This window comes from Paraburkholderia acidiphila (assembly GCF_009789655.1).
Lineage (GTDB): Bacteria > Pseudomonadota > Gammaproteobacteria > Burkholderiales > Burkholderiaceae > Paraburkholderia > Paraburkholderia acidiphila.
Map to the genome: position 1 here is coordinate 2,661,423 of NZ_CP046909.1, position 19,091 is coordinate 2,680,513.

Here is a 19,091-nt window from a genome sequence, read left to right on the forward strand (position 1 = left end):
GCGGCGCGTGCAAGCGCGTCGTCCGGTATTTAAAGCGGAGGATCGATGGGGCGGCGTGGAGAGGTTGCCGGCGCGACCACGCCCATCGAAACAATATACTTGAGCGCGGCGTCGACGGTCATGTCCAGCTCGACCACCTCGCTCTTTGGCACCATCAGGAAAAAGCCCGACGTGGGGTTCGGCGTAGTCGGGACATACACGCTCACGTGATCTTCCTGCAGGTGGTTGACCACGTCGCCGCCGGGAATGCCGGTGAGAAACGCGATCGTCCACGAACCCTTGCGCGGGTACTCGATCAGGAGTGCCTTGCGAAATGCATTGCCGTTGCTCGAAAGCAGTGTATCGGAAACCTGCTGGATGCTGCCGTACAGCGGTCCGATGATCGGAATGCGGCGCACCAGCGCGTTCCACCACTCCACCAGCTTCTGGCCGATGAAGTTGTGCGTGAGGAGGCCCACCCCGAAGATGAACGCGAGCGTGAGCACCGCGCCCAAACCGGGCAGTCGCACGCCGAACACGCGCTCCGGCCGCCACGATTCGGGCAGCAGCAACAGCGTCTGATCCATCGTGCCGATCACGAGGTTCAGCACCCACAGCGTGATGGCCAACGGCACCAGCACGAGCAGGCCGGTCAGGAATACCGATTTGAACGTCGCTTTCTTGATCGTCATGTACACCGCCAAACGCGCCGCGCTGCCGGCACGGCTTCGGCGCGGCGCGTGTCCCCGGGAATGCGGGAACACGCGCCGCAGGTTTTTCAGGTCGAGGCTGCCGGGCTGGACGTGCCCGCCGGGGTGCTTGCTTGTGCGCTCGCGGCGGGCGCGGCTGCGCTCGCGTCGCTGGAACCGCTTGCAGCGCCCTCGCCGGCGGCCTTGCTGCCCTCCGACGACGCGCCTTCGCCAGCCGCCTTCGCACCGGTCGCCGCACCGCTCTTACCGGCGTTGCCGCCGCGGAAATCGGTGACGTACCAGCCCGAGCCCTTCAGCTGGAAGCCCGCCGCGGTGACCTGCTTGCGAAATGTGTCCGCGCCGCAGCTCGGGCACTGCGTCAGGGGCGCATCGCTCATCTTTTGGAGCACGTCCTTGTCGAAGCCGCACGACTCGCAGCGATAAGCGTAGATCGGCATGATCTCTATCCTGATGAAAATCTGATAATTGCTTGCAAAGCCTTGAATTATAGCCGCAAACCAGGACCGCCCTTGGCATTTACCGGGGTTGGGGTCCAGCGGGGAGGGTCGAAAGGGTCGCGGCCGCCTCAAATCACATGAGGGCAGGTTGCGCGCACATCAAGGGCGCGCGTGGCAACGCAAGACGGCGAGCGCATGGCGCACCCGCCCGGCACGGCTCAAACCTGCGACGGCGGGACGTCGTTACGGCGCCACACGAGCCAGCGTTCGCGCCCGGCGAACACGGCCAGCGAGTCGGCCACCGGCTGATCGTCCGCCAGCGTGAAGTACGGCGTGAGCAAGGCGTCGAGTTCGTCGCGCGCGATGGCGAACGGCGGCCCCTTGGGCGTTTCGCCGATAAAGAAGTAACCCGCCAGCAACGCGCCGGGCTGCAACAGCTGGGCCATGCGCACGGCGTAGCTCGCGCGCAGCGCCTTGGGCAGCGCGCACAGGAAAGCGCGCTCGAACACCCAGGCAGGCGTGAACGGCGGCGTGTAGGCGTAGAAGTCCGCCTCTTCGACGACGCCGGCGTACTGCCCCAGCGCCGTGCGCGCGCTCGCGACCGCGGCCGGCGCGAAGTCGATGGCGCGCACCGTGCGGCCGCGCTCGGCGAGCCAGCGCGCCTCCCAGGCGTTGCCGCAGCCCGGGATCAGCACCGCGGCCTCAGGATGCGCAGTCGCGAAGGCTTCGAACTCGCGCTGCACGCCCGCCTGGTCCCACGGCGTGAAGCCGCGCTCGAAGCGCTCGTCCCAGAACGAGGGCGACGCCGGGTCGCGGGTTTCGAATTCGGGCGCTTCGCCCGGTTGCGGCGGCAAGGTCGGGTCGCTCATCGTCTCACTCCTGGTTCTCGTGGTCCGTCAGCCGCCGTAGGCGAACGCGAGCCACACGCGCGCCGCCACCATGCCCACGCCCACGGCCACGCCGAACACAAGCAGCCCCTGCAGCAGGCGGTTCGTGCGGCGTTGCTCGGCGAGCATCGCGCGGATCGTCTCGTCGTTGGCGAGACCGTGCGGCTCCTGGCGGTGCAGCAGCGCCTGGTGCATAAGGCGCGGCAATTGCGGCAGCGTCTTGCTCCATTGCGGTGCTTCGATCTTGAAGCGCTCGTACCAGCCGCGCAAGCCGATCTGCTCGGTCATCCAGCGCTCGAGATAAGGCTTCGCCGTTTTCCAGAGATCGAGCTCCGGATCGAGCGAGCGCCCAAGGCCTTCGACGTTGAGCATGGTCTTTTGCAGCAGCACGAGCTGCGGCTGGATCTCCACGTTGAAGCGCCGCGAGGTCTGGAACAGGCGCAGCAGCACCTGGCCAAGCGAGATGTCCTTCAACGCGCGGTCGAAATACGGTTCGCACACGGCGCGGATCGCGCTTTCCAGCTCTTCCACGCGCGTATTGGGCGGCACCCAGCCCGACTCGATATGCAGCGTCGCCACGCGGTGATAGTCGCGCTTGAAGAACGCGAGAAAATTCTGCGCGAGGTAATTCTTGTCGAAATCGGACAGCGCGCCGACGATACCGAAATCGAGCGCGATATAGCGGCCGAAATGCGTGGGATCGAGGCTCACCTGGATGTTGCCGGGGTGCATGTCGGCGTGAAAGAAGCCGTCGCGGAACACCTGCGTGAAGAAGATCTCCACGCCCTCGCGCGCGAGCTTCGGGATGTCCACGCCTGCCGCGCGCAGCTTGTCCACCTGGCTGATCGGCACGCCGACCATGCGCTCCATCACGAGCACGTTGGCCGTGCTGAATTCCCAGTACATTTCGGGCACGAGCAGCAAGTCGAGGCCCGCGAAATTGCGGCGCAACTGGCTGCCGTTGGCGGCCTCGCGCATGAGGTCGAGCTCGTCGTGCAGATACTTGTCGAATTCGGCCACCACTTCGCGCGGCTTCAGGCGTTTGCCGTCGGCCCACAGGCGCTCGGCCCATACGGCGATGTCGCGCAGCAGCGCGAGGTCCGAATCGATCACCGGGCGCATGTTCGGGCGCAGCACCTTCACCGCCACCGGCTTGCCCGCATGCTGGCCGGACTTCACCTTGGCGAAGTGCACCTGTGCGATCGACGCGCTCGCCACCGGCACGCGCTCGAACTCGTCGAAAATCGAATCGACCGGCGCACCCAGCGACTTCTCGATCAGGCCGATCGCCACGTTCGAATCGAATGGGGGCACCTGGTCTTGCAGCTTCGCGAGCTCGTTGGCGATATCGGGCGGCAGCAGGTCGCGGCGCGTGGACAGCACCTGGCCGAATTTCACGAAGATCGGGCCGAGGCTTTCCAGTGCGAGACGCAGACGCAAGCCCGGCGGATCGTCGAAACGACGGCCGATCGTAGTGATGCGCAGGAGCAGCGCGACACGCCGGTCATTGATCCGGCTCAACATCATCTCGTCCAGGCCGAAGCGGATGACGGTGAAGAAAATCTTGAGAAAACGCAGAAAACGCATGTCTGAGGGGCCTGTTGACTAGCGCGAGCCGTACGGCGCAGCGCTCTGGCTCCCGCCGCCGGCCGGTGATTTTTGTTCGAGTCGCTCGATGCGCTTTTCCACGCGCGCCAGCGCATCGCGTGCGCGCGACAGTTCCTCATTGAAACCGTCGAGCTCGGCGCGCCGCACGAGCTGCGGATTTTCGTCGAGCAGATATTCCGTGACCGAGCCGAGCACGTTGCGGCCGGTGCGCAGTGCCTGTTCGCCTGCGGCGCGCGCGAGCGTGGCGATGCGTGAAGCCGGCGCGTCGCCAATCAGCTTCGCGAGGTCCTCTTCGGGTTCCCAGCGCAGATGCTCGGCGAGCTTGCCGATGACCTGCGCGAACTCGGCATCGCCCTCGATCTTGACGTGCTTCATGACGGCCGCCTGGCCGCCCTGCACGAACGACGAGAGCGCGCCCGCGGGCAGCGAAAGCGTCACATCGACATCGCCCGCATCGTGGTCCTCGACCGCGCCCAGATAGCCGTCCGGCTGCACGAGCAGCGTGAGCACGACAGGCGGGCACGTGAGGCGCGCCGTCTTGCCGGCATACGGGGCGAGACGCTCGCGTGCCCACGTTTCACGGGCGAGCAGGTGATTGACGGCGGCAGCGAAGGGCTTGGCGGCAAGAGTCATCGGCATGGAATAAGAAAACCCGCACGGGCACAAGCCCGGGCGGGTTCCCATTGTAACGTTCGAGCCGTCGGATCGCGCCGCCACCCTGCCCCGGCCAACGAGGCACGACGGCTAGGTGGCGCAGCACTTCGTGATTTTTATCAAATCACGAAGCGCACACGAAGCGCCCCGCGTCCTTGCAAACTCAGTGAGTTTCGATCTGCTGGATACCCGCGAGCAGCCAGCCTTCACCCGACGTGCGCGACTTCGAGAGATTCCACACCTCGGCGAACGGCTCGGCCGGCGCGCCTGCGGTCTCGCGAATCAGGCCGGAGAAGCGCACGCTCGCAAGGTATTCGCTGCCGCGCTCGTCCACGCCGAGCAGATCGGCGTTGAGCTGCACGACGTCGGTCTGGTTGGGCTGCGCGCCGCGGCCCGCGAGATCGACGCGGATCTCGGCAAACATCTCGGGCGTCGTGAATTCGCGGATGTCGTCCATGTTGCCGGCGTCCCATGCGGCCTGCAGGCGCACGAAGTAGACCTTCGCGTTACGCACGAAGGCTTCGGTGTCGAAGCCGGCCGGGATTGATGCACCAGCAGCTGCCGGCGCATCGAGCTGCGGCGTGCCGACCGGATTGGCTTCAGGCTCGAGGTACTGGCCCGTGGAAGGCGCCGTATAACGCGGCTCCTGCGGCTGATAGCCGCCCGGCGACTGGTTCAGGCTCGTCGACGAACCGTACCCGCCGCTCGTCTGGTACGCCGGTTCCTGGGCACGGCGGCGGCTCATGAACTTGCGAATCAGCCAGACGGCGATAAAGGCGATGATCGCGATCACGATCATGTTGGCCATCATGCCGGCGAACGCCTCGCCAAGACCGAAGTGCGACAGCAGCGCGGCGATGCCAAGACCGGCCGCGAGACCCGCGATAGGCCCGAGCCAGCGGTTGCGCGCCGGTGCGGCAGCGGGCGTGGGAGCCGGCGTGCCGGGCGCGCGCTGGGCGCCGGCCTGCTGCGCGGAATTAGCGGGACTCGTGGGGCTCGGCTGGGCGGGCGGCGGCGTGGTGCTGCGCTGCGAGGCCACCGACGACTGCTTGCCGAAACTGCGGCCGCCGCCCATGCGGCGAGCCTCGGCGTCGAACGACGCGAGGCTGCCGGCGATCATCACACCGGCGAGGGCCAGAACACCGATTCGTCTGGCCCACGATGATGAAAGCTTTTTGGAAGCATCGATTCTGGGCTCAGACATAACGGAAATTCCTTTAAAGACAGTGATTTGGAAACACTAATACTTTGTGCCGACGTGTAAGGCTACCACGCCAGCTGACAAATTGTAATATTTGACGGCGTCGAGGCCGACTTGTTCCATCATCGTCTTCAGTGTTTCCTGATCCGGGTGCATGCGGATCGATTCCGCGAGGTACTGGTAGCTGTCCGCGTCCTGGGCAAAGCGGCGGCCCAGCCACGGCAGCACCTTGAACGAATACACGTCGTACGCCTTCTTGAGCGGCTCCCAGACTTTCGAAAATTCGAGCACGAGCACGCGGCCGCCCGGTTTGAGCACGCGGCGCATCTCTGCGAGCGCGGCGTCCTTGTGCGTCATGTTGCGCAGCCCGAAAGCCACCGTCACCACGTCGAAGTAGTTGTCCGGAAAGGGAATTTTCTCGGCGTCGCACAAGAGTGCCGGCGTGATCACGCCGTTGTCGATGAGGCGGTCGCGGCCCACGCGCAGCATCGACTCGTTGATGTCGGTGTGCCAGACCTCGCCCGTCGGGCCCGCTTTCTTCGCGAACGCCATGGAAAGGTCGCCGGTGCCGCCCGCAATGTCGAGCACCTTCGCACCCGGCCGGATGTTGGCCTGGGCGATCGTGAACGCCTTCCACGCGCGGTGCAGCCCGCCCGACATCAGATCGTTCATCAGGTCGTAGTTCGAGGCGACCGAGTGAAACACGCCGGCCACCTTCTTCGCCTTGTCCTGTTCGTCGACTGTCTGATAGCCGAAGTGGGTTTTGCTCATCGCGCTCGTCCTTTCGCGGAAGGGTGTTCTATTGAGGTGCTGCGCCGCGTCTGTCAGAGAAGCGGCGGGGCAGGATCGTAACAGGAAGCGTCAGTGGCAGTGGCCATGCGCGGCAGGGGGCGCCGCCATCGGGGCGTCGCGCTCGACGCCCGCCGCCTTCAGTTTGGCGAAATATTCCGCCCAGAGTTCGTCCTGGCGCGTGGCGAGCTCGTAGAGCTGGTCCCACGAATAGATGCCGGTGTTGTGGCCGTCGGAGAACGTCGGCTGCAGCGCATAGTTGCCGACACCTTCGAGCGCGGTGATCGTCACCTCGCGCTTGCCCGTTTGCAGCGTTTCCTGGCCGGGGCCATGACCGCGCACTTCCGCCGAGGGCGAAAACACGCGCATCAGTTCGAAAGGCACGCGGTAGCTCTCGCCACTCGCATACTGGAGTTCGAGCACGCGCGAGAGCGCGTGCACCACGACGCCGGTTGGCACCGGCGTATCGGATTTCAGTCCACTCATGATCGTTCCTGCTGTTGGACGCCCACCGCCCGGCCCGCTCAAGCCTTAAGCCTGCTCCATTTCCTGGCGCACCGCGTCGCGCAGCAGCGTGGCCTGGGCGCGGCGCTGGCCCAGCATCGCCTCGGACACGGTGCGCTGGCGCGGCGACCAGACGGACATGGGGAAATGCGCGTCGTTCGTGAAGCGCGGGATCACGTGCCAGTGCACGTGCGGCACCTGGTTGCCGAGGCTCGCCAGATTCACCTTCGAAGGTTGCATAACGCGGCGCAGCGCCCGCTCGACGGCGTACACCGCGCGCATCAGATGTTCCCGGTCGTCCGCGCCCAGGTCCGAGAATTCGGCGACGTGCGCATTCCAGATGACCCGGCAAAAGCCGGGATAGTCGGCCTCGGCAGTCGCGAGCACGACGCGCATGCGCTCGTCCTGCCACAGCACATCGCCGCCTTCCTCACTGCAGAATACGCATGTCATCGTCGTCCCCGAACCGGTTCACGGAAAATTGAGCGCTGCCATTAGACCAGCACGCGCTCGATTCCGCCATTGTTCGCGTTCTGAACGTAGTCCGCCATCCAGTTTTCGCCAAGCATGTGTCGGGCGATTTCCACCACGATGTAGTCGGCTTCGATGTTGGCGTCTTCGTTGTACCGCGACAGACCCTGAAGGCACGACGGGCAGCTCGTCAGAATCTTGACGTCCTGCGTCGTGCCCTGCCCGCCCGCTTCCTGCGGCGTCGCCGGCTGCACGCCGTTCGCTCCGTTGCCGACGATCGGAATGCCGCGCAGCTTCGCCGCGCCCTTGCGGATTTCCTCTTCCTTGCGGAAGCGCACCTGCGTCGAAACGTCCGGGCGCGTAACGGCCAGCGTGCCCGATTCGCCACAACAACGATCGTTCTTCTCGATCTTGTAGCCGTCCTTTTCGGAACCCATCAGTTCATTGACGAGCTTGACCGGATCGATCGTCTTGATCGGCGTGTGGCATGGGTCGTGATACATGTAGCGCGTGCCCGTCACGCCATCGAGCTTGATGCCCTTCTCCAGCAGGAACTCGTGGATGTCGATGATGCGGCATCCCGGGAAAATCTTGTCGAATTCATAACCGGCCAGCTGGTCGTAGCACGTGCCGCACGACACCACCACGGTCTTGATGTCGAGGTAGTTGAGCGTGTTCGCCACGCGGTGGAACAGCACGCGGTTGTCGGTGACGATCTTCTCGGCCTTGTCGTACTGGCCCGAGCCGCGCTGGGGATAGCCGCAGCACAGGTAGCCCGGCGGCAGCACCGTCTGCACGCCCGCTTCCCAGAGCATGGCTTGCGTGGCCAGACCCACTTGCGAGAACAGACGCTCCGAACCGCAGCCGGGGAAGTAGAACACCGCTTCCGAGTCTACGTTCGTCGTCTTCGGGTTGCGGATGATCGGCACGATCTTGTTGTCTTCGATGTCGAGCAGCGCGCGCGCCGTCTTCTTCGGCAGGTTGCCCGGCATCTTCTTGTTGACGAAGTGGATCACCTGCTCGACCACGGCCGGTTTGCCCGTGGATGCAGGCGGATGCGCCGTCTGCTTCTTCACGAACTTCTTCAGCATGTCGTTGCCGAGGCGCTGCGCCTTGTAGCCCACGCCCATCATCGCGGTGCGCGCGAGATTGATGGTCTGCGGGTTCGTGGCGTTCAGGAAGAACATGCCCGCTGCGTTGCCCGCGTTGAACTTCTTCTTGCCCATCTTGCGCAGCAGGTTGCGCATGTTCATCGTCACGTCGCCGAAGTCGATCTTGACCGGGCACGGCGTCACGCACTTGTGGCAGACCGTGCAGTGGTCGGCCACGTCGTTGAACTCGTCCCAGTGCTTGATCGACACGCCACGGCGCGTCTGCTCTTCGTACAGGAACGCCTCGACCAGCAAGGAGGTCGCGAGAATCTTGTTACGCGGGCTGTAGAGCAGGTTCGCGCGCGGCACATGGGTCGCGCACACCGGCTTGCACTTGCCGCAGCGCAGACAGTCCTTCACCGAATCGGCGATCGCGCCGATGTCGGACTGCTTCATGATGAGCGACTCGTAGCCCATCAGGCCGAACGACGGCGTATAGGCGTTGCGCAGGTCGGCGCCTTCGAGCAGCTTGCCCGCGTTGAAGCGGCCTTGCGGGTCGACGCGCTGCTTGTAAGCGCGGAACTCGGCGATCTCGTCATCGGTGAGGAATTCGAGCTTCGTGATGCCGATGCCGTGCTCGCCCGAGATCACGCCGTCGAGCGAACGCGCGAGCTTCATGATGCGCGCAACCGCGTGGTGCGCGTCCTGCAGCATCTCGTAGTTGTCCGAGTTGACCGGCAGGTTCGTGTGCACGTTGCCGTCGCCGGCGTGCATGTGCAGCGCCACGAACACGCGGCCGCGCAGCACCTTCTTGTGGATCGCCTGAGTCTCGTCGAGGATCGGCTTGAATTCGCCGCCGTTGAAGATCTTGCGCAGCTCCGCGCGGATCTCCTGCTTCCACGAGATGCGCACCGTGCGGTCCTGGGTCACGTGGAAGACATTGGCGTCGGGTTGCAGGTCCACGCGATCGGCGAACTTCTCCGCCAGCGACTCGTAGCCGAGCTGAACGAGGTAGTGCTGCGCCTCGCGCAGCGACAGGTCGAGCTTCTCACCCACGAAGGTCCAGCGCTCGCGCACGCGCTTGAGCAGGTCGAGCGCCTGCTGCACGCGGTCTTCGAGCAGTTCCGCGGAGGGAATCTCGTTCGCGTCGTCCGTCTTGCCGAGCGGCAGCTTGCCTGCCTTGAAGAACGCTTCGAGCGCGTCGACCAGTTGCAGCTTGTTCTTGATCGACAGTTCGATGTTGATGCGCTCGATGCCGTCCGTGTACTCGCCCATGCGATTGAGCGGAATCACGACGTCTTCGTTGATCTTGAACGCGTTGGTGTGCTTGGCGATCGCGGCCGTGCGGCTGCGGTCGAGCCAGAAGCGCTTGCGCGCCTCGGCGGACACCGCAACGAAGCCTTCGCCGCTCTTGCCGTTGGCCATGCGGATGACTTCCGAGGTCGCGGTAGCCACGGCATCGGCGTCGTCGCCGACGATATCGCCGATCAGCACCATCTTCGGAAACGCGTTGCGCTTGCTCTTGGTCGCGTAACCCACGGCGCGCAGATAGCGTTCGTCGAGGTGCTCGAGGCCGGCGAGAATCGCCCCGCCCTGCTTCGACGTTTCGAACAGATAGTCCTTGATCTCGACGATGCTCGGAATCGCCTCGCGCGCCTGGCCGAAGAACTCCAGACACACCGTGCGCGTATGCGCGGGCATCTTGTGCAGCACCCAGCGCGCGGACGTGATGAGCCCGTCGCAGCCTTCCTTCTGGACGCCCGGCAGGCCGGCCAGGAATTTATCGGTGACGTCCTTGCCGAGGCCTTCCTTGCGGAAGCGCTTGCCTTCGATATCGAGCGACTCGGTGCGCAGCAGCTTTTCGCCCGGCGCGTATTCGCCGTCGAACCACTTCAGCTCGAAGCGGGCCACCGGAATGTCGTGGATCTTGCCCATGTTGTGGTCAAGACGCGTGACTTCGAGCCAGTTGCCCTCCGGGTCGACCATGCGCCACCAGGCGAGATTGTCGAGCGCCGTGCCCCACAGCACGGCCTTCTTGCCGCCCGCGTTCATCGCGACGTTGCCGCCGATGCACGACGCATCGAGCGAGGTCGGATCCACGGCGAACACGAAGCCCGCGGCGTCGGCGGCCTCGGTCACGCGGCGCGTAACCACGCCCGCGCCCGAGAAAATGGTCGCGACCTTGCGGTCCACGCCCGGCAGGTCGGTCATCTCGACAGGCCCGAGCTGCTCGAGTTTTTCGGTGTTGATGACGGCCGAGAACGGCGTGAGCGGCACCGCGCCGCCCGTGTAGCCCGTGCCGCCTCCGCGCGGAATCACGGTGAGGCCGAGTTCGAAGCAGGCCTTGATGAGCCCGGCGATTTCGGCTTCGGTATCGGGCGTCAAGACGACGAACGGATATTCCACGCGCCAGTCGGTCGCGTCGGTCACGTGCGAGACGCGCGCAATACCGTCGAAGCGGATGTTGTCCTTCTGCGTGCGCTTGCCCAGCACCTTGACGGCGCGGCGGCGCAGGTCGGCCATCTTCTCGAACTCGCCCGCGAAGGCGTCGATGGCGCGGCGCGTGGCGCCGACCAGTTTTTCCACGCGCGCGGCGCGCTCCACGCCTTCCTTGTCCGCATGCTCCTGCAGGTCGGCGCGGCGGCGCTTTTCGATTTCGGCGAGGCGGTGGTTCAGCGCCTCGATCAGCAGCGCGCGGCGCTTTGGGTTGTCGAGCAGGTCGTCCTGCAGATACGGGTTGCGGCGCACGACCCAGATATCGCCGAGCACCTCGTAGAGCATGCGTGCCGAGCGGCCTGTGCGGCGCTCCGCGCGCAGTTCGGCGAGCGCGTTCCATGCCTCTTCGCCAAGCAGGCGGATGACGATTTCGCGGTCCGAAAAGGACGTGTAGTTATAGGGAATCTCGCGCAGGCGCGGTTCGATGTCGGCGGCCACGGCAGCGGCGGCGCCGTTAGGATCGAAAACTTGAGGTGCGTTCATGGTTGGACGACTCTTTGAGCCAGCCCCGCGCACGGCTCGCGGCCAGTGCGACGGATGCTGACGGGGCGCGTGGGGCGCTATTCTGAAATCGTGTCCGCCTGTGGCAGGCTGCGGACGAATGGGGTGGGGAGGCACATGGCGGCAACGCTCACGCCGATGGTTCCCCGGCGCTCGGATTTAGCGACACGATCGTGCGTGGCGGGCGTGCCGCTGCGCCGCCGGGCGGGTTACGCGCCGTGCGGGCATCAAATGGGCTGTCCGAGGTTGCCAGTGCATCATCCGATCCTTGTTTCGAAAAAGGATTTTACCGCATGATCCGCGCCCGCGCTGACGCCGCGTGGGAACTTGGCGAACGCACAAGATTCACTTGCGTTGACGGGGGATTCGCGCAGGATTGCGCGCGCTTTGACGATGATTTGCCTTCCGGCCGGTCGGCGAATCGCGCCAGCGCATCGAGTGCCCGCCGCCTGAGCGCGCCGCCAGAGCGGGAGCCGTTGGCGCTATCATTTACGCTTTCCCGCCCTAAACCCGCGCCCGACGCGTCCTCGCATGGCCTCCCACGACGATTACCTGAAGAAAATCCTCACCGCCCGCGTCTACGACGTCGCCCGCGAGACCGAACTCGAGCGCGCCCCGAACCTCTCGGCGCGCCTGCGCAACGCCGTGTTCCTCAAGCGCGAGGACAACCAGCCGGTCTTCTCCTTCAAGCTGCGCGGCGCCTACAACATGATGGCGCACCTCTCGCCCGCGCAACTCGAGCGCGGCGTGATCACCGCCTCGGCGGGCAATCACGCTCAGGGCGTGGCGCTTTCGGCCGCGAAACTGGGCGTGAAGGCCGTGATCTGCGTGCCGGTGACCACGCCGCAGGTGAAGGTCGATGCGGTGCGCGCGCACGGCGGCGCGACCGTCGAGGTCGTGCAGGCCGGCGAGTCGTACAGCGATGCCTACGCCCACGCCGTGCGCCTGCAGGAAGAGCGCGGGCTGACCTTCGTGCATCCCTTCGACGATCCCTACGTGATCGCCGGCCAGGGCACGGTGGCGATGGAGGTGCTGAGCCAGCATCAGGCCCCGATTCACGCGATCTTCGTGCCGATCGGCGGCGGCGGCCTGGCTGCGGGCGTCGCGGCCTACGTGAAGGCCGTGCGCCCGGACATCAAGGTGATCGGCGTGCAGACCGACGATTCCTGCGCGATGGCGCAGTCGGTCAAGGCGGGCAAGCGCGTCGAACTCACGGAAGTCGGCCTGTTCTCGGACGGCACCGCAGTCAAGCTGGTGGGCGAGGAAACCTTCCGCCTGTGCCAGCAATATCTCGATGAAGTGCTCACAGTGGACACCGACGCCCTGTGCGCTGCGATCAAGGACGTTTTCCAGGACACGCGCAGCGTGCTCGAACCCGCGGGCGCCCTGGCCGTGGCGGGCGCGAAGCAGTACGCGGAACGCGAGGGCATCGAAGGCCAGACGCTGGTGGCGATCACCTCGGGCGCGAACATGAACTTCGACCGCATGCGCTTCGTGGCCGAGCGCGCCGAGGTGGGCGAGGCGCGCGAAGCGGTGTTCGCGGTGACGATCCCCGAAGAGCGCGGCAGCTTCAAGCGTTTCTGCGAGCTGGTCGGCACACGCAGCGTGACCGAGTTCAACTACCGCATCGACGACGCCGAGCGCGCGCACATCTTCGTGGGCGTGCAGATCCGCAACCGTGGCGAGTCGCAGCAGATCGCGAAGACCTTCGTCGATCATGGCTTCCCGACCGTCGATCTCACCGGCGACGAACTCTCGAAGCAGCACATCCGCTACATGGTGGGCGGGCGCTCGCCGCTCGCGCACGACGAGCGGCTGTTCCGCTTCGAGTTCCCGGAGCGGCCGGGCGCGCTCATGCGCTTCCTGTCGTCGATGGCGCCGAACTGGAACATCAGCCTCTTCCACTACCGCAACCAGGGCGCCGATTACAGCTCGATTCTGGTGGGTATCCAGGTGCCCGCAGCCGAGGACGCCGAATTCCGCCGCTTCCTCGCCACGCTCGGTTATCCGCACTGGGAAGAGACAGTGAACCCGGCGTATCGGCTCTTCCTCGCCTAACCGGCCGCCATCGTGTCCGTTTCGCTTTCCGACAAACTCGTCGTCGCCATTTCGTCCCGTGCCCTCTTCGATTTCGAGGAGGAAAACCACGTGTTCGAGGCCGGCGACCTGCCAGCCTACGAGACGCTCCAGCGCGAGCGCCTGAATGTGCCCGCGCGGCCAGGCGTGGCGTTCGCGCTCATTCGCAAGCTGCTTGCGCTCAACAATGGCGCGCATCATGTGGAAGTCGTGATCCTCTCGCGCAGCGATCCCATCAGCGGCTTGCGCGCGTTCAGCTCGTGCCGCGAGCATGGGCTCGACATCCAGCGCGGCGTGTTCACGCGCGGGCGCGAGCCCTGGCACTACCTCAAGCCGCTCAACGCATCGCTGTTTCTCTCCGCGAACCCGGCGGACGTGAAGAGCGCGCTCGACGCCGGCTTCCCCGCCGCACGCGTCTTTCCCGAATCGGCGACAATGGCGGAACGCAACGCGCACGAGATTCGCATAGCGTTCGACGGCGATGCGGTGCTGTTTTCCGATGAAGCCGAGCAGATCTTCCAGAGCAAGGGCCTTTCCGCCTTCGTGAGCCACGAGCGCGACAACCGCGAACTGCCGCTCGCGCATGGTCCGCTGCAGCCGCTGCTGGCAGCACTGAACCGTCTGCAAAAGCTCGCCGACGCGAACGCGCAAATGCGTATCCGCACCGCTCTCGTCACCGCGCGCTCCGCGCCAGCGCACGAGCGCGCAATCCGTACGCTGATGGCCTGGAACATCGAGATCGACGAAGCGATGTTCCTTGGCGGACTCGACAAAGGCCCGTTCCTACGCGAGTTCGAACCCGATTTTTTCTTCGACGACCAGATCCGCACCTGCGAATCCGCGCGCTCGGTCACGGCCACCGGGCACGTGGCAAGCGGCGTGACCAATCTCGCTACCGAAGCCAACGCATCATGACTCCCGACCAATCTCCGCTCGGCAAGGCCTCCACCTACACCGAGCAATACGACGCCTCGCTCCTGTTCCCGATTCCGCGTGCCGCCGCGCGCGAACAGATCGGCATTGGCGCGCAACTGCCGTTCTTCGGCAGCGATATCTGGAACGCCTACGAACTTTCGTGGCTCAACGCGCGCGGCAAGCCGCAGATCGCGATCGCCACGTTCTTCATTCCCGCCGATTCGCCGAACATCATCGAATCGAAGTCGTTCAAGCTCTACTTGGGCTCGTTCGCGCAAACGCCGTTCGAGTCCGCCGACGTGGTGCGCGACACGATCAGACGCGACGTGACGGCGGCCTGCGGCGGATCGGTTTCGGTGAGGCTCGAGCAGCCGGGCGCGTTCGGCAAGATTCCGTTCGAGGAATTCGACGGCCTCTCGCTCGATCGCCTCGATCTCGATACGGAGATCTATCACCCGGAGCCGACGCTTCTGAAAGCGGCTTTCGACGAAGCGCCGGTTGAAGAAACGCTGATCTCGAATCTGCTCAAGTCGAACTGCCCGGTGACGGGCCAGCCCGACTGGGGCAGCGTGCAGATCCACTACGTCGGGCCGCAGATCGATCAGGCGGGCCTCTTGCGCTACATCATCTCGTACCGCAATCACACGGGCTTTCACGAGCAATGCGCCGAGCGCATCTTCATGGACATCCTGCGCGAGTGCAAACCGGACCGGCTCGCCGTCTACGCGCGCTACACCCGGCGCGGCGGCCTCGACATCAATCCGTTTCGCACCAACTTCAACATGCCGATGCCGGATAACGCGCGGCTCGCGCGCCAGTAAGCCGAACATCATCGGAGCACCCGGTACAAAGCAAAACGCGCCGCAAATGCGGCGCGTTTTTTCGTTGAAGCGTTTATCAGCGAGCTTCAGTGCGGCAATTCAGCCGCCCCCATGCGCCGCGCAATCACTGCCGTGCGCTGCGCGAGATACGCCGAGTTGCGATGCTCGTCGAAGTACCTGGGACGCGGCAGCATCACCGCAAGCCGCGCCGACTGCCACGGCGTGAGCTTCGCCGCCGTCGTGCGGTAGTAGTAGCGCGCGGCGGCTTGCGCGCCATACACGCCGTTGCCCCACTCCACCGAATTCAGATAGATCTCGAAGATGCGCTCCTTGTCGAGCAGCGCCTGCAGCATCCACGTGATGATGAACTCCTGGCCTTTGCGGATGTAGCTCTGCTCGCGCGAGAGGAACAGGTTGCGCGCGAGCTGCTGCGTGATGGTCGAGCCGCCGCGCACGATATGGCCGCGCTTCTTGTTCTTTTCCCACGCCTGGAGGATGGCGTCGGTTTCGTAGCCGTTGTTGTTGACGAAGTTCGCGTCCTCGGACGCGATGATCGCGCGCTTCAGGTTGCGCGAGATCTGGTCGTACGGCACCCACTCGTGCTGGATCGAAAGACCGGGCCGGTCGGAGGACAGACGTGCGGCGTCGGTGCGCATGAACGCCGTGGTTTGCGGATCGACGAAGTTCCAGAGCGCGATTTGCGCGAAGTAGAAGAGTTGCGTGGCGATCCACGCAATCGCGAACACCGAGACGATCCAGGCGAGCCAGCGCCGCGCGCCGGGACGGTTTCGGGACTGCGCGCGCCGCCCGCTGCCGCTCGCAACTGACGCGGCTTGCGCACCGATGGCTTGCCTGCGCATGGCGTCGTCTCCGTGTTGTACGAGCGGCGCTCGGCGTTACGCAGCCTGCGCGGCCAACTGCGCGCGCAATGCCGCCAGCACCGGTGCGCCCTCGGGCCGCACGCCGCGCCACACGAAGAACGACTCGGCGGCCTGCTCGACCAGCATGCCGAGGCCGTCAGCCGCGCGCGCGCCGAGTGCCTGCGCATGGCGCATGAACACGGTGGGCTGCGCGCCGTACATCATGTCGTAGGCAAGCGTGCCCGTGCCGAACGCGCGTTCGTCGCACTCGGGCAAGGCCGCATCGAGACTGCCCGCCGTCGCGTTCACGATTACATCGTAGGGTTTGGTATCAACCGCTTGCGGGCCTCCGCCGTTCAGCAGAGTTTCGAATTCGCCCGCTGCACCCGCGAACTGCTCGATGAGCGCGTGCGCCTTGGGCGCCGTGCGGTTCACGATCGTGATCTCGCACGGACGGCGCTCGAGCATCGGCAGCACAACGCCGCGCGCCGCACCACCCGCGCCAAGCAGCAGCACGCGCGCCCCTTCAAGCGAAACGCCAAGGTTCACCTCGATGTCGCGCACGAGGCCGAAGCCGTCGGTGTTGTCGCCGAAGATACCGTCTGCGTCGAAGCGCAGCGTGTTCACCGCACCCGCCGCCGCCGCGCGTGGCGAGAGCTTGTGCGCGAGCGCGTGAGCCTCCAGCTTGAACGGCACGGTCACGTTCAGCCCGCGGCCGCCCGCCGCATGGAATGCCTGCACGTGCTCGACGAAACCGTCGAGCGGCGCGAGCAGGCGGTCGTATTCGACGCGCTCGCCCGTTTGCAGCGCAAACTGCGCGTGAATGTACGGCGACTTGCTGTGCGCCACCGGGTTGCCGACTACGGCGTAACGGTCGGCGTGCGCAACGGGCTTCGACTCGCTAACGCTCATTCGCGCGGCTCCGTAGCGTGCTGTTCGCTCGATTGTTCTGCTGGCGCGGGCGCATCGCTGGCCGTCTCGCCTTCGCCTTCGTCCGCTTCCGCGACGGCTTCCGCTTCGCTTTGCGCGGACTCGTCGGCGGCTTCGATCAGTTCTTCGTCCTCGCCCGCATCCTCTTCCGCTTGCTCGCCGCTCGTTACGACGGGCGCGTCGAGCACACGCAGCATGCGCACCGAAGCCTCGATGGTCAGCTCGTCGATCGACAGCACTTCCATCATCAGTCGCGTACCGCGGGCGTGTACGCCGAGCGCCGGCACGTGCATGAGCAGCGGCACTTCTTCAAAGCGCACGAGGTCGTCCTTCACCACGCTCGCCGGGAATTCGCGGCGCGGCTCGCGGCCGCCCTCGCCGCGCATTTCCTGCTGGAGCCAGCGCAGGCACCAGAAGTACTCCATGCGGCGCTGATGGTCGGCGTACGCGGTGTAGGTCTCGTCGAAGCCCTGCACGACGGCGAACAGATCGGCGTCCTTGGGCTTGAACGGCGCGACGAGCTTGGCGGCCACGCCATGCTCCACGCACGCGAGCAATTGCCACTGGTTCACGAGGTCCACATAGCGGCGCAGCGGCGAAGTGCTCCACGCATACTGCGCGACGCCGAGGCCTTCGTGCGGCGCGGCGTTGGTTTGCATGCGCGTGCGCTTGGGGCCGCTCGGCGCGCCGAACGCACGCTGCGAGCGATAGATGCCCGGCACGCCATGATCGTGCAGGAAAGCGCCCCATGTGGAGTTCGCGAGAATCGCCAGCTCGGCAACGATCAAATCGAGCGGCGATCCGCGGCGGCGCGGCGAGATGGTCACATGCTCGCCGTCCACATAGAAGTTGAAGTCGGTGTTGCGCTGCACTTCGCGGCGCAGGCCATAACCGGCGCGCGCCTGCTGGCGCTTCTCGAAGAGCGCTTGCGCGAACGGCCACAGCACGGCGATGTCGTCCTTGTGCGCATACTCGCCGGTGCCCGCCGCGAGCGTCTCTTCGGTGACGACCTCGTCGAGCGTGTTGTGACGCAGATTGCTCTTCACGAACACGCGCTCGGCACGCGTTTCGGTCGCGACGATTTCCTGCGTCTCGCGGTTCACGATGCAGTAGAGCGACAGCGCCGGGCGCAGACCGCCTTCCTTGAGCGTGAAGGCGTCGACGAAATCGTCGGGCAGCATCGTGATCTTGTCGCCGGGCATGTAGACCGTCGACAGGCGCGTGCGCGCGATCGTATCCGCCGTGTCGCCGCGCTCGATGCCAAGCGCCGGCGCCGCGATGTGAATGCCGATACGCACGCGGCCGTCGGCCAGATGCTCGATGGAAAACGCGTCATCGATTTCGGTCGTCGTGACGTCGTCGATCGAGAACGCCTGCACGTGCTCGGCGGCGTCGGGCAGGTCTTCGGGCAGCGTGCCCACTTCGACGGGCGGGAAGCCGGTGCCGTGCGGGAAGAAGTCCGCGAGGAAGCGCGCCTCGTGCAGCGCGCGCGGCGAAGCAATGCCGCCGCATTCGAGCATGAGGCGCGGCATCGAAATGCCGCGCGCGGCGGCCGCTGCCTCGAGCGCCTTGTATTCGATGGAATTCTTGTCGGGCTTCGTGAGGAGTCCGAGCGCCTTGCCCTTGAACGCCTCGGGCAGCCCGCCCGCCTTCAGTTCCTCTTCGTAGCCGGCCTGAACCAGCGCCTGCTGACGCTTGCGCTCGAGCGAGGCGAGCGCCATCTTGAGCTGCTCTTCGGGCGCGCGCTGATACTGGCCGCGGCCCTTGCGACGGAAGTACACGGGCGAACCATGCAGGCGCAGCACGAGCGCGGCGCGCTCGACAGGGCCATAGGTTTCGCCGAAGTATTCGCTCGCCAGCGTCGTGTAGGCGAATTCGTCCGCGGGCGCGCACTCCCAGAGGAAGTCGAGATCGATCTCCTGGGCCGCGGCGTCCGCCTGCTCCAGCAGCTCGCTCGCCGCCGGCTTCTCGAACTCGATCAGCACGTCTTTCGCGCGCACCTTGGCGCGCCGCCCGCCGGGCAGCTCGACCTGGAACGCGTCGCCTTGACGCGACAGCACGTTGCCGGCCTTGAAACTGCCCGATTCCTCAAAGAAAACGTTCACTCAATACTCTCGTTCAGACTTGCTTCGACCGCCGGCGCGACGCGCGGGCGGTGCTG

16 protein-coding genes are annotated in these 19,091 nt (G+C 65.5%); 3 read left to right on the forward strand and 13 right to left on the reverse strand.

The window, feature by feature from the left end:
* Positions 1-29: 29 nt before the first annotated feature.
* The 10 genes from FAZ97_RS12040 to FAZ97_RS12085 all read right to left on the reverse strand — a co-directional run bounded on the left by FAZ97_RS12040 (position 30) and on the right by FAZ97_RS12085 (position 11,310).
* Complete coding sequence (locus tag FAZ97_RS12040) at positions 30-671, reverse strand: DUF502 domain-containing protein (RefSeq protein ID WP_110384393.1); 642 nt, start codon at positions 669-671, stop codon at positions 30-32.
* A gap of 86 nt (positions 672-757) precedes the next feature.
* Positions 758-1,126, reverse strand: coding sequence for an FmdB family zinc ribbon protein (locus FAZ97_RS12045; RefSeq protein WP_158758630.1), 369 nt, complete (start codon positions 1,124-1,126; stop codon positions 758-760).
* A 218-nt stretch (positions 1,127-1,344) separates the two neighbouring features.
* Positions 1,345-1,995 (reverse strand): methyltransferase domain-containing protein, encoded by a 651-nt coding sequence (locus FAZ97_RS12050; RefSeq protein ID WP_158758631.1) that lies wholly within the window; start codon positions 1,993-1,995, stop codon positions 1,345-1,347.
* A 27-nt stretch (positions 1,996-2,022) separates the two neighbouring features.
* Complete coding sequence (gene ubiB / locus FAZ97_RS12055) at positions 2,023-3,600, reverse strand: ubiquinone biosynthesis regulatory protein kinase UbiB (protein WP_158758632.1); 1,578 nt, start codon at positions 3,598-3,600, stop codon at positions 2,023-2,025.
* 18 nt (positions 3,601-3,618) lie between these two features.
* Entirely contained in the window at positions 3,619-4,254 is a 636-nt protein-coding gene (locus FAZ97_RS12060; RefSeq protein ID WP_158759156.1) for a ubiquinone biosynthesis accessory factor UbiJ, read from the reverse strand.
* 184 nt (positions 4,255-4,438) lie between these two features.
* Positions 4,439-5,479 (reverse strand): Tim44 domain-containing protein, encoded by a 1,041-nt coding sequence (locus tag FAZ97_RS12065; RefSeq protein ID WP_158758633.1) that lies wholly within the window; start codon positions 5,477-5,479, stop codon positions 4,439-4,441.
* A gap of 36 nt (positions 5,480-5,515) precedes the next feature.
* Complete coding sequence (gene ubiE, locus FAZ97_RS12070) at positions 5,516-6,247, reverse strand: bifunctional demethylmenaquinone methyltransferase/2-methoxy-6-polyprenyl-1,4-benzoquinol methylase UbiE (protein WP_158758634.1); 732 nt, start codon at positions 6,245-6,247, stop codon at positions 5,516-5,518.
* Between the two features lie 90 nt (positions 6,248-6,337).
* Complete coding sequence (locus tag FAZ97_RS12075) at positions 6,338-6,751, reverse strand: gamma-butyrobetaine hydroxylase-like domain-containing protein (RefSeq protein ID WP_158758635.1); 414 nt, start codon at positions 6,749-6,751, stop codon at positions 6,338-6,340.
* A gap of 45 nt (positions 6,752-6,796) precedes the next feature.
* The gene (locus tag FAZ97_RS12080) at positions 6,797-7,222 is read right to left on the reverse strand and encodes an HIT family protein (RefSeq protein WP_158758636.1); all 426 of its coding nucleotides are present in this window, start codon (positions 7,220-7,222) and stop codon (positions 6,797-6,799) included.
* Positions 7,223-7,263: 41 nt separating this feature from the next.
* A complete protein-coding gene (locus FAZ97_RS12085; RefSeq protein WP_158758637.1) occupies positions 7,264-11,310 on the reverse strand; it encodes a DUF3683 domain-containing protein in 4,047 nt (1,348 codons plus the stop codon).
* A gap of 549 nt (positions 11,311-11,859) precedes the next feature.
* Between FAZ97_RS12085 and ilvA the strand changes: the two genes are divergently transcribed.
* From ilvA to queF, 3 genes are read left to right on the forward strand one after another with little or no spacing between them, the layout of a single operon-like run.
* Positions 11,860-13,386, forward strand: a complete 1,527-nt coding sequence (ilvA, locus tag FAZ97_RS12090; RefSeq protein WP_158758638.1) for a threonine ammonia-lyase, biosynthetic — start codon at positions 11,860-11,862, stop codon at positions 13,384-13,386.
* 12 nt (positions 13,387-13,398) lie between these two features.
* Entirely contained in the window at positions 13,399-14,319 is a 921-nt protein-coding gene (locus FAZ97_RS12095; protein ID WP_158758639.1) for a 5'-nucleotidase, read from the forward strand.
* Entirely contained in the window at positions 14,316-15,140 is an 825-nt protein-coding gene (gene queF, locus FAZ97_RS12100) for an NADPH-dependent 7-cyano-7-deazaguanine reductase QueF (protein ID WP_158758640.1), read from the forward strand. The genes FAZ97_RS12095 and queF overlap by 4 nt, the downstream gene beginning before the upstream one ends.
* 86 nt (positions 15,141-15,226) lie before the next feature.
* On the opposite strand, the gene mtgA is transcribed toward queF, so the two are convergent.
* The 3 genes from mtgA to FAZ97_RS12115 are packed head-to-tail and all read right to left on the reverse strand — an operon-like array spanning position 15,227 to position 19,035.
* The gene (gene mtgA / locus FAZ97_RS12105; protein WP_158758641.1) at positions 15,227-16,000 is read right to left on the reverse strand and encodes a monofunctional biosynthetic peptidoglycan transglycosylase; all 774 of its coding nucleotides are present in this window, start codon (positions 15,998-16,000) and stop codon (positions 15,227-15,229) included.
* Positions 16,001-16,036: 36 nt separating this feature from the next.
* Complete coding sequence (gene aroE / locus FAZ97_RS12110; protein ID WP_158758642.1) at positions 16,037-16,912, reverse strand: shikimate dehydrogenase; 876 nt, start codon at positions 16,910-16,912, stop codon at positions 16,037-16,039.
* Entirely contained in the window at positions 16,909-19,035 is a 2,127-nt protein-coding gene (locus tag FAZ97_RS12115; protein WP_158758643.1) for a ribonuclease catalytic domain-containing protein, read from the reverse strand. The genes aroE and FAZ97_RS12115 overlap by 4 nt, the downstream gene beginning before the upstream one ends.
* Positions 19,036-19,091 lie beyond the last annotated feature (56 nt).

What these genes read in the sequence shown, in the direction of transcription:
- FAZ97_RS12040 (WP_110384393.1), bottom strand. Translation starts at nt 671, where the DNA reads ATGACGATCAAGAAAGCGACGTTCAAATCGGTATTCCTGACCGGCCTG.
- FAZ97_RS12045 (WP_158758630.1), bottom strand. Translation starts at nt 1,126, where the DNA reads ATGCCGATCTACGCTTATCGCTGCGAGTCGTGCGGCTTCGACAAGGAC.
- FAZ97_RS12050 (WP_158758631.1), bottom strand. Translation starts at nt 1,995, where the DNA reads ATGAGCGACCCGACCTTGCCGCCGCAACCGGGCGAAGCGCCCGAATTC.
- ubiB (WP_158758632.1), bottom strand. Translation starts at nt 3,600, where the DNA reads ATGCGTTTTCTGCGTTTTCTCAAGATTTTCTTCACCGTCATCCGCTTC.
- FAZ97_RS12060 (WP_158759156.1), bottom strand. Translation starts at nt 4,254, where the DNA reads ATGACTCTTGCCGCCAAGCCCTTCGCTGCCGCCGTCAATCACCTGCTC.
- FAZ97_RS12065 (WP_158758633.1), bottom strand. Translation starts at nt 5,479, where the DNA reads ATGTCTGAGCCCAGAATCGATGCTTCCAAAAAGCTTTCATCATCGTGG.
- ubiE (WP_158758634.1), bottom strand. Translation starts at nt 6,247, where the DNA reads ATGAGCAAAACCCACTTCGGCTATCAGACAGTCGACGAACAGGACAAG.
- FAZ97_RS12075 (WP_158758635.1), bottom strand. Translation starts at nt 6,751, where the DNA reads ATGAGTGGACTGAAATCCGATACGCCGGTGCCAACCGGCGTCGTGGTG.
- FAZ97_RS12080 (WP_158758636.1), bottom strand. Translation starts at nt 7,222, where the DNA reads ATGACATGCGTATTCTGCAGTGAGGAAGGCGGCGATGTGCTGTGGCAG.
- FAZ97_RS12085 (WP_158758637.1), bottom strand. Translation starts at nt 11,310, where the DNA reads ATGAACGCACCTCAAGTTTTCGATCCTAACGGCGCCGCCGCTGCCGTG.
- ilvA (WP_158758638.1), top strand. Translation starts at nt 11,860, where the DNA reads ATGGCCTCCCACGACGATTACCTGAAGAAAATCCTCACCGCCCGCGTC.
- queF (WP_158758640.1), top strand. Translation starts at nt 14,316, where the DNA reads ATGACTCCCGACCAATCTCCGCTCGGCAAGGCCTCCACCTACACCGAG.
- mtgA (WP_158758641.1), bottom strand. Translation starts at nt 16,000, where the DNA reads ATGCGCAGGCAAGCCATCGGTGCGCAAGCCGCGTCAGTTGCGAGCGGC.
- aroE (WP_158758642.1), bottom strand. Translation starts at nt 16,912, where the DNA reads ATGAGCGTTAGCGAGTCGAAGCCCGTTGCGCACGCCGACCGTTACGCC.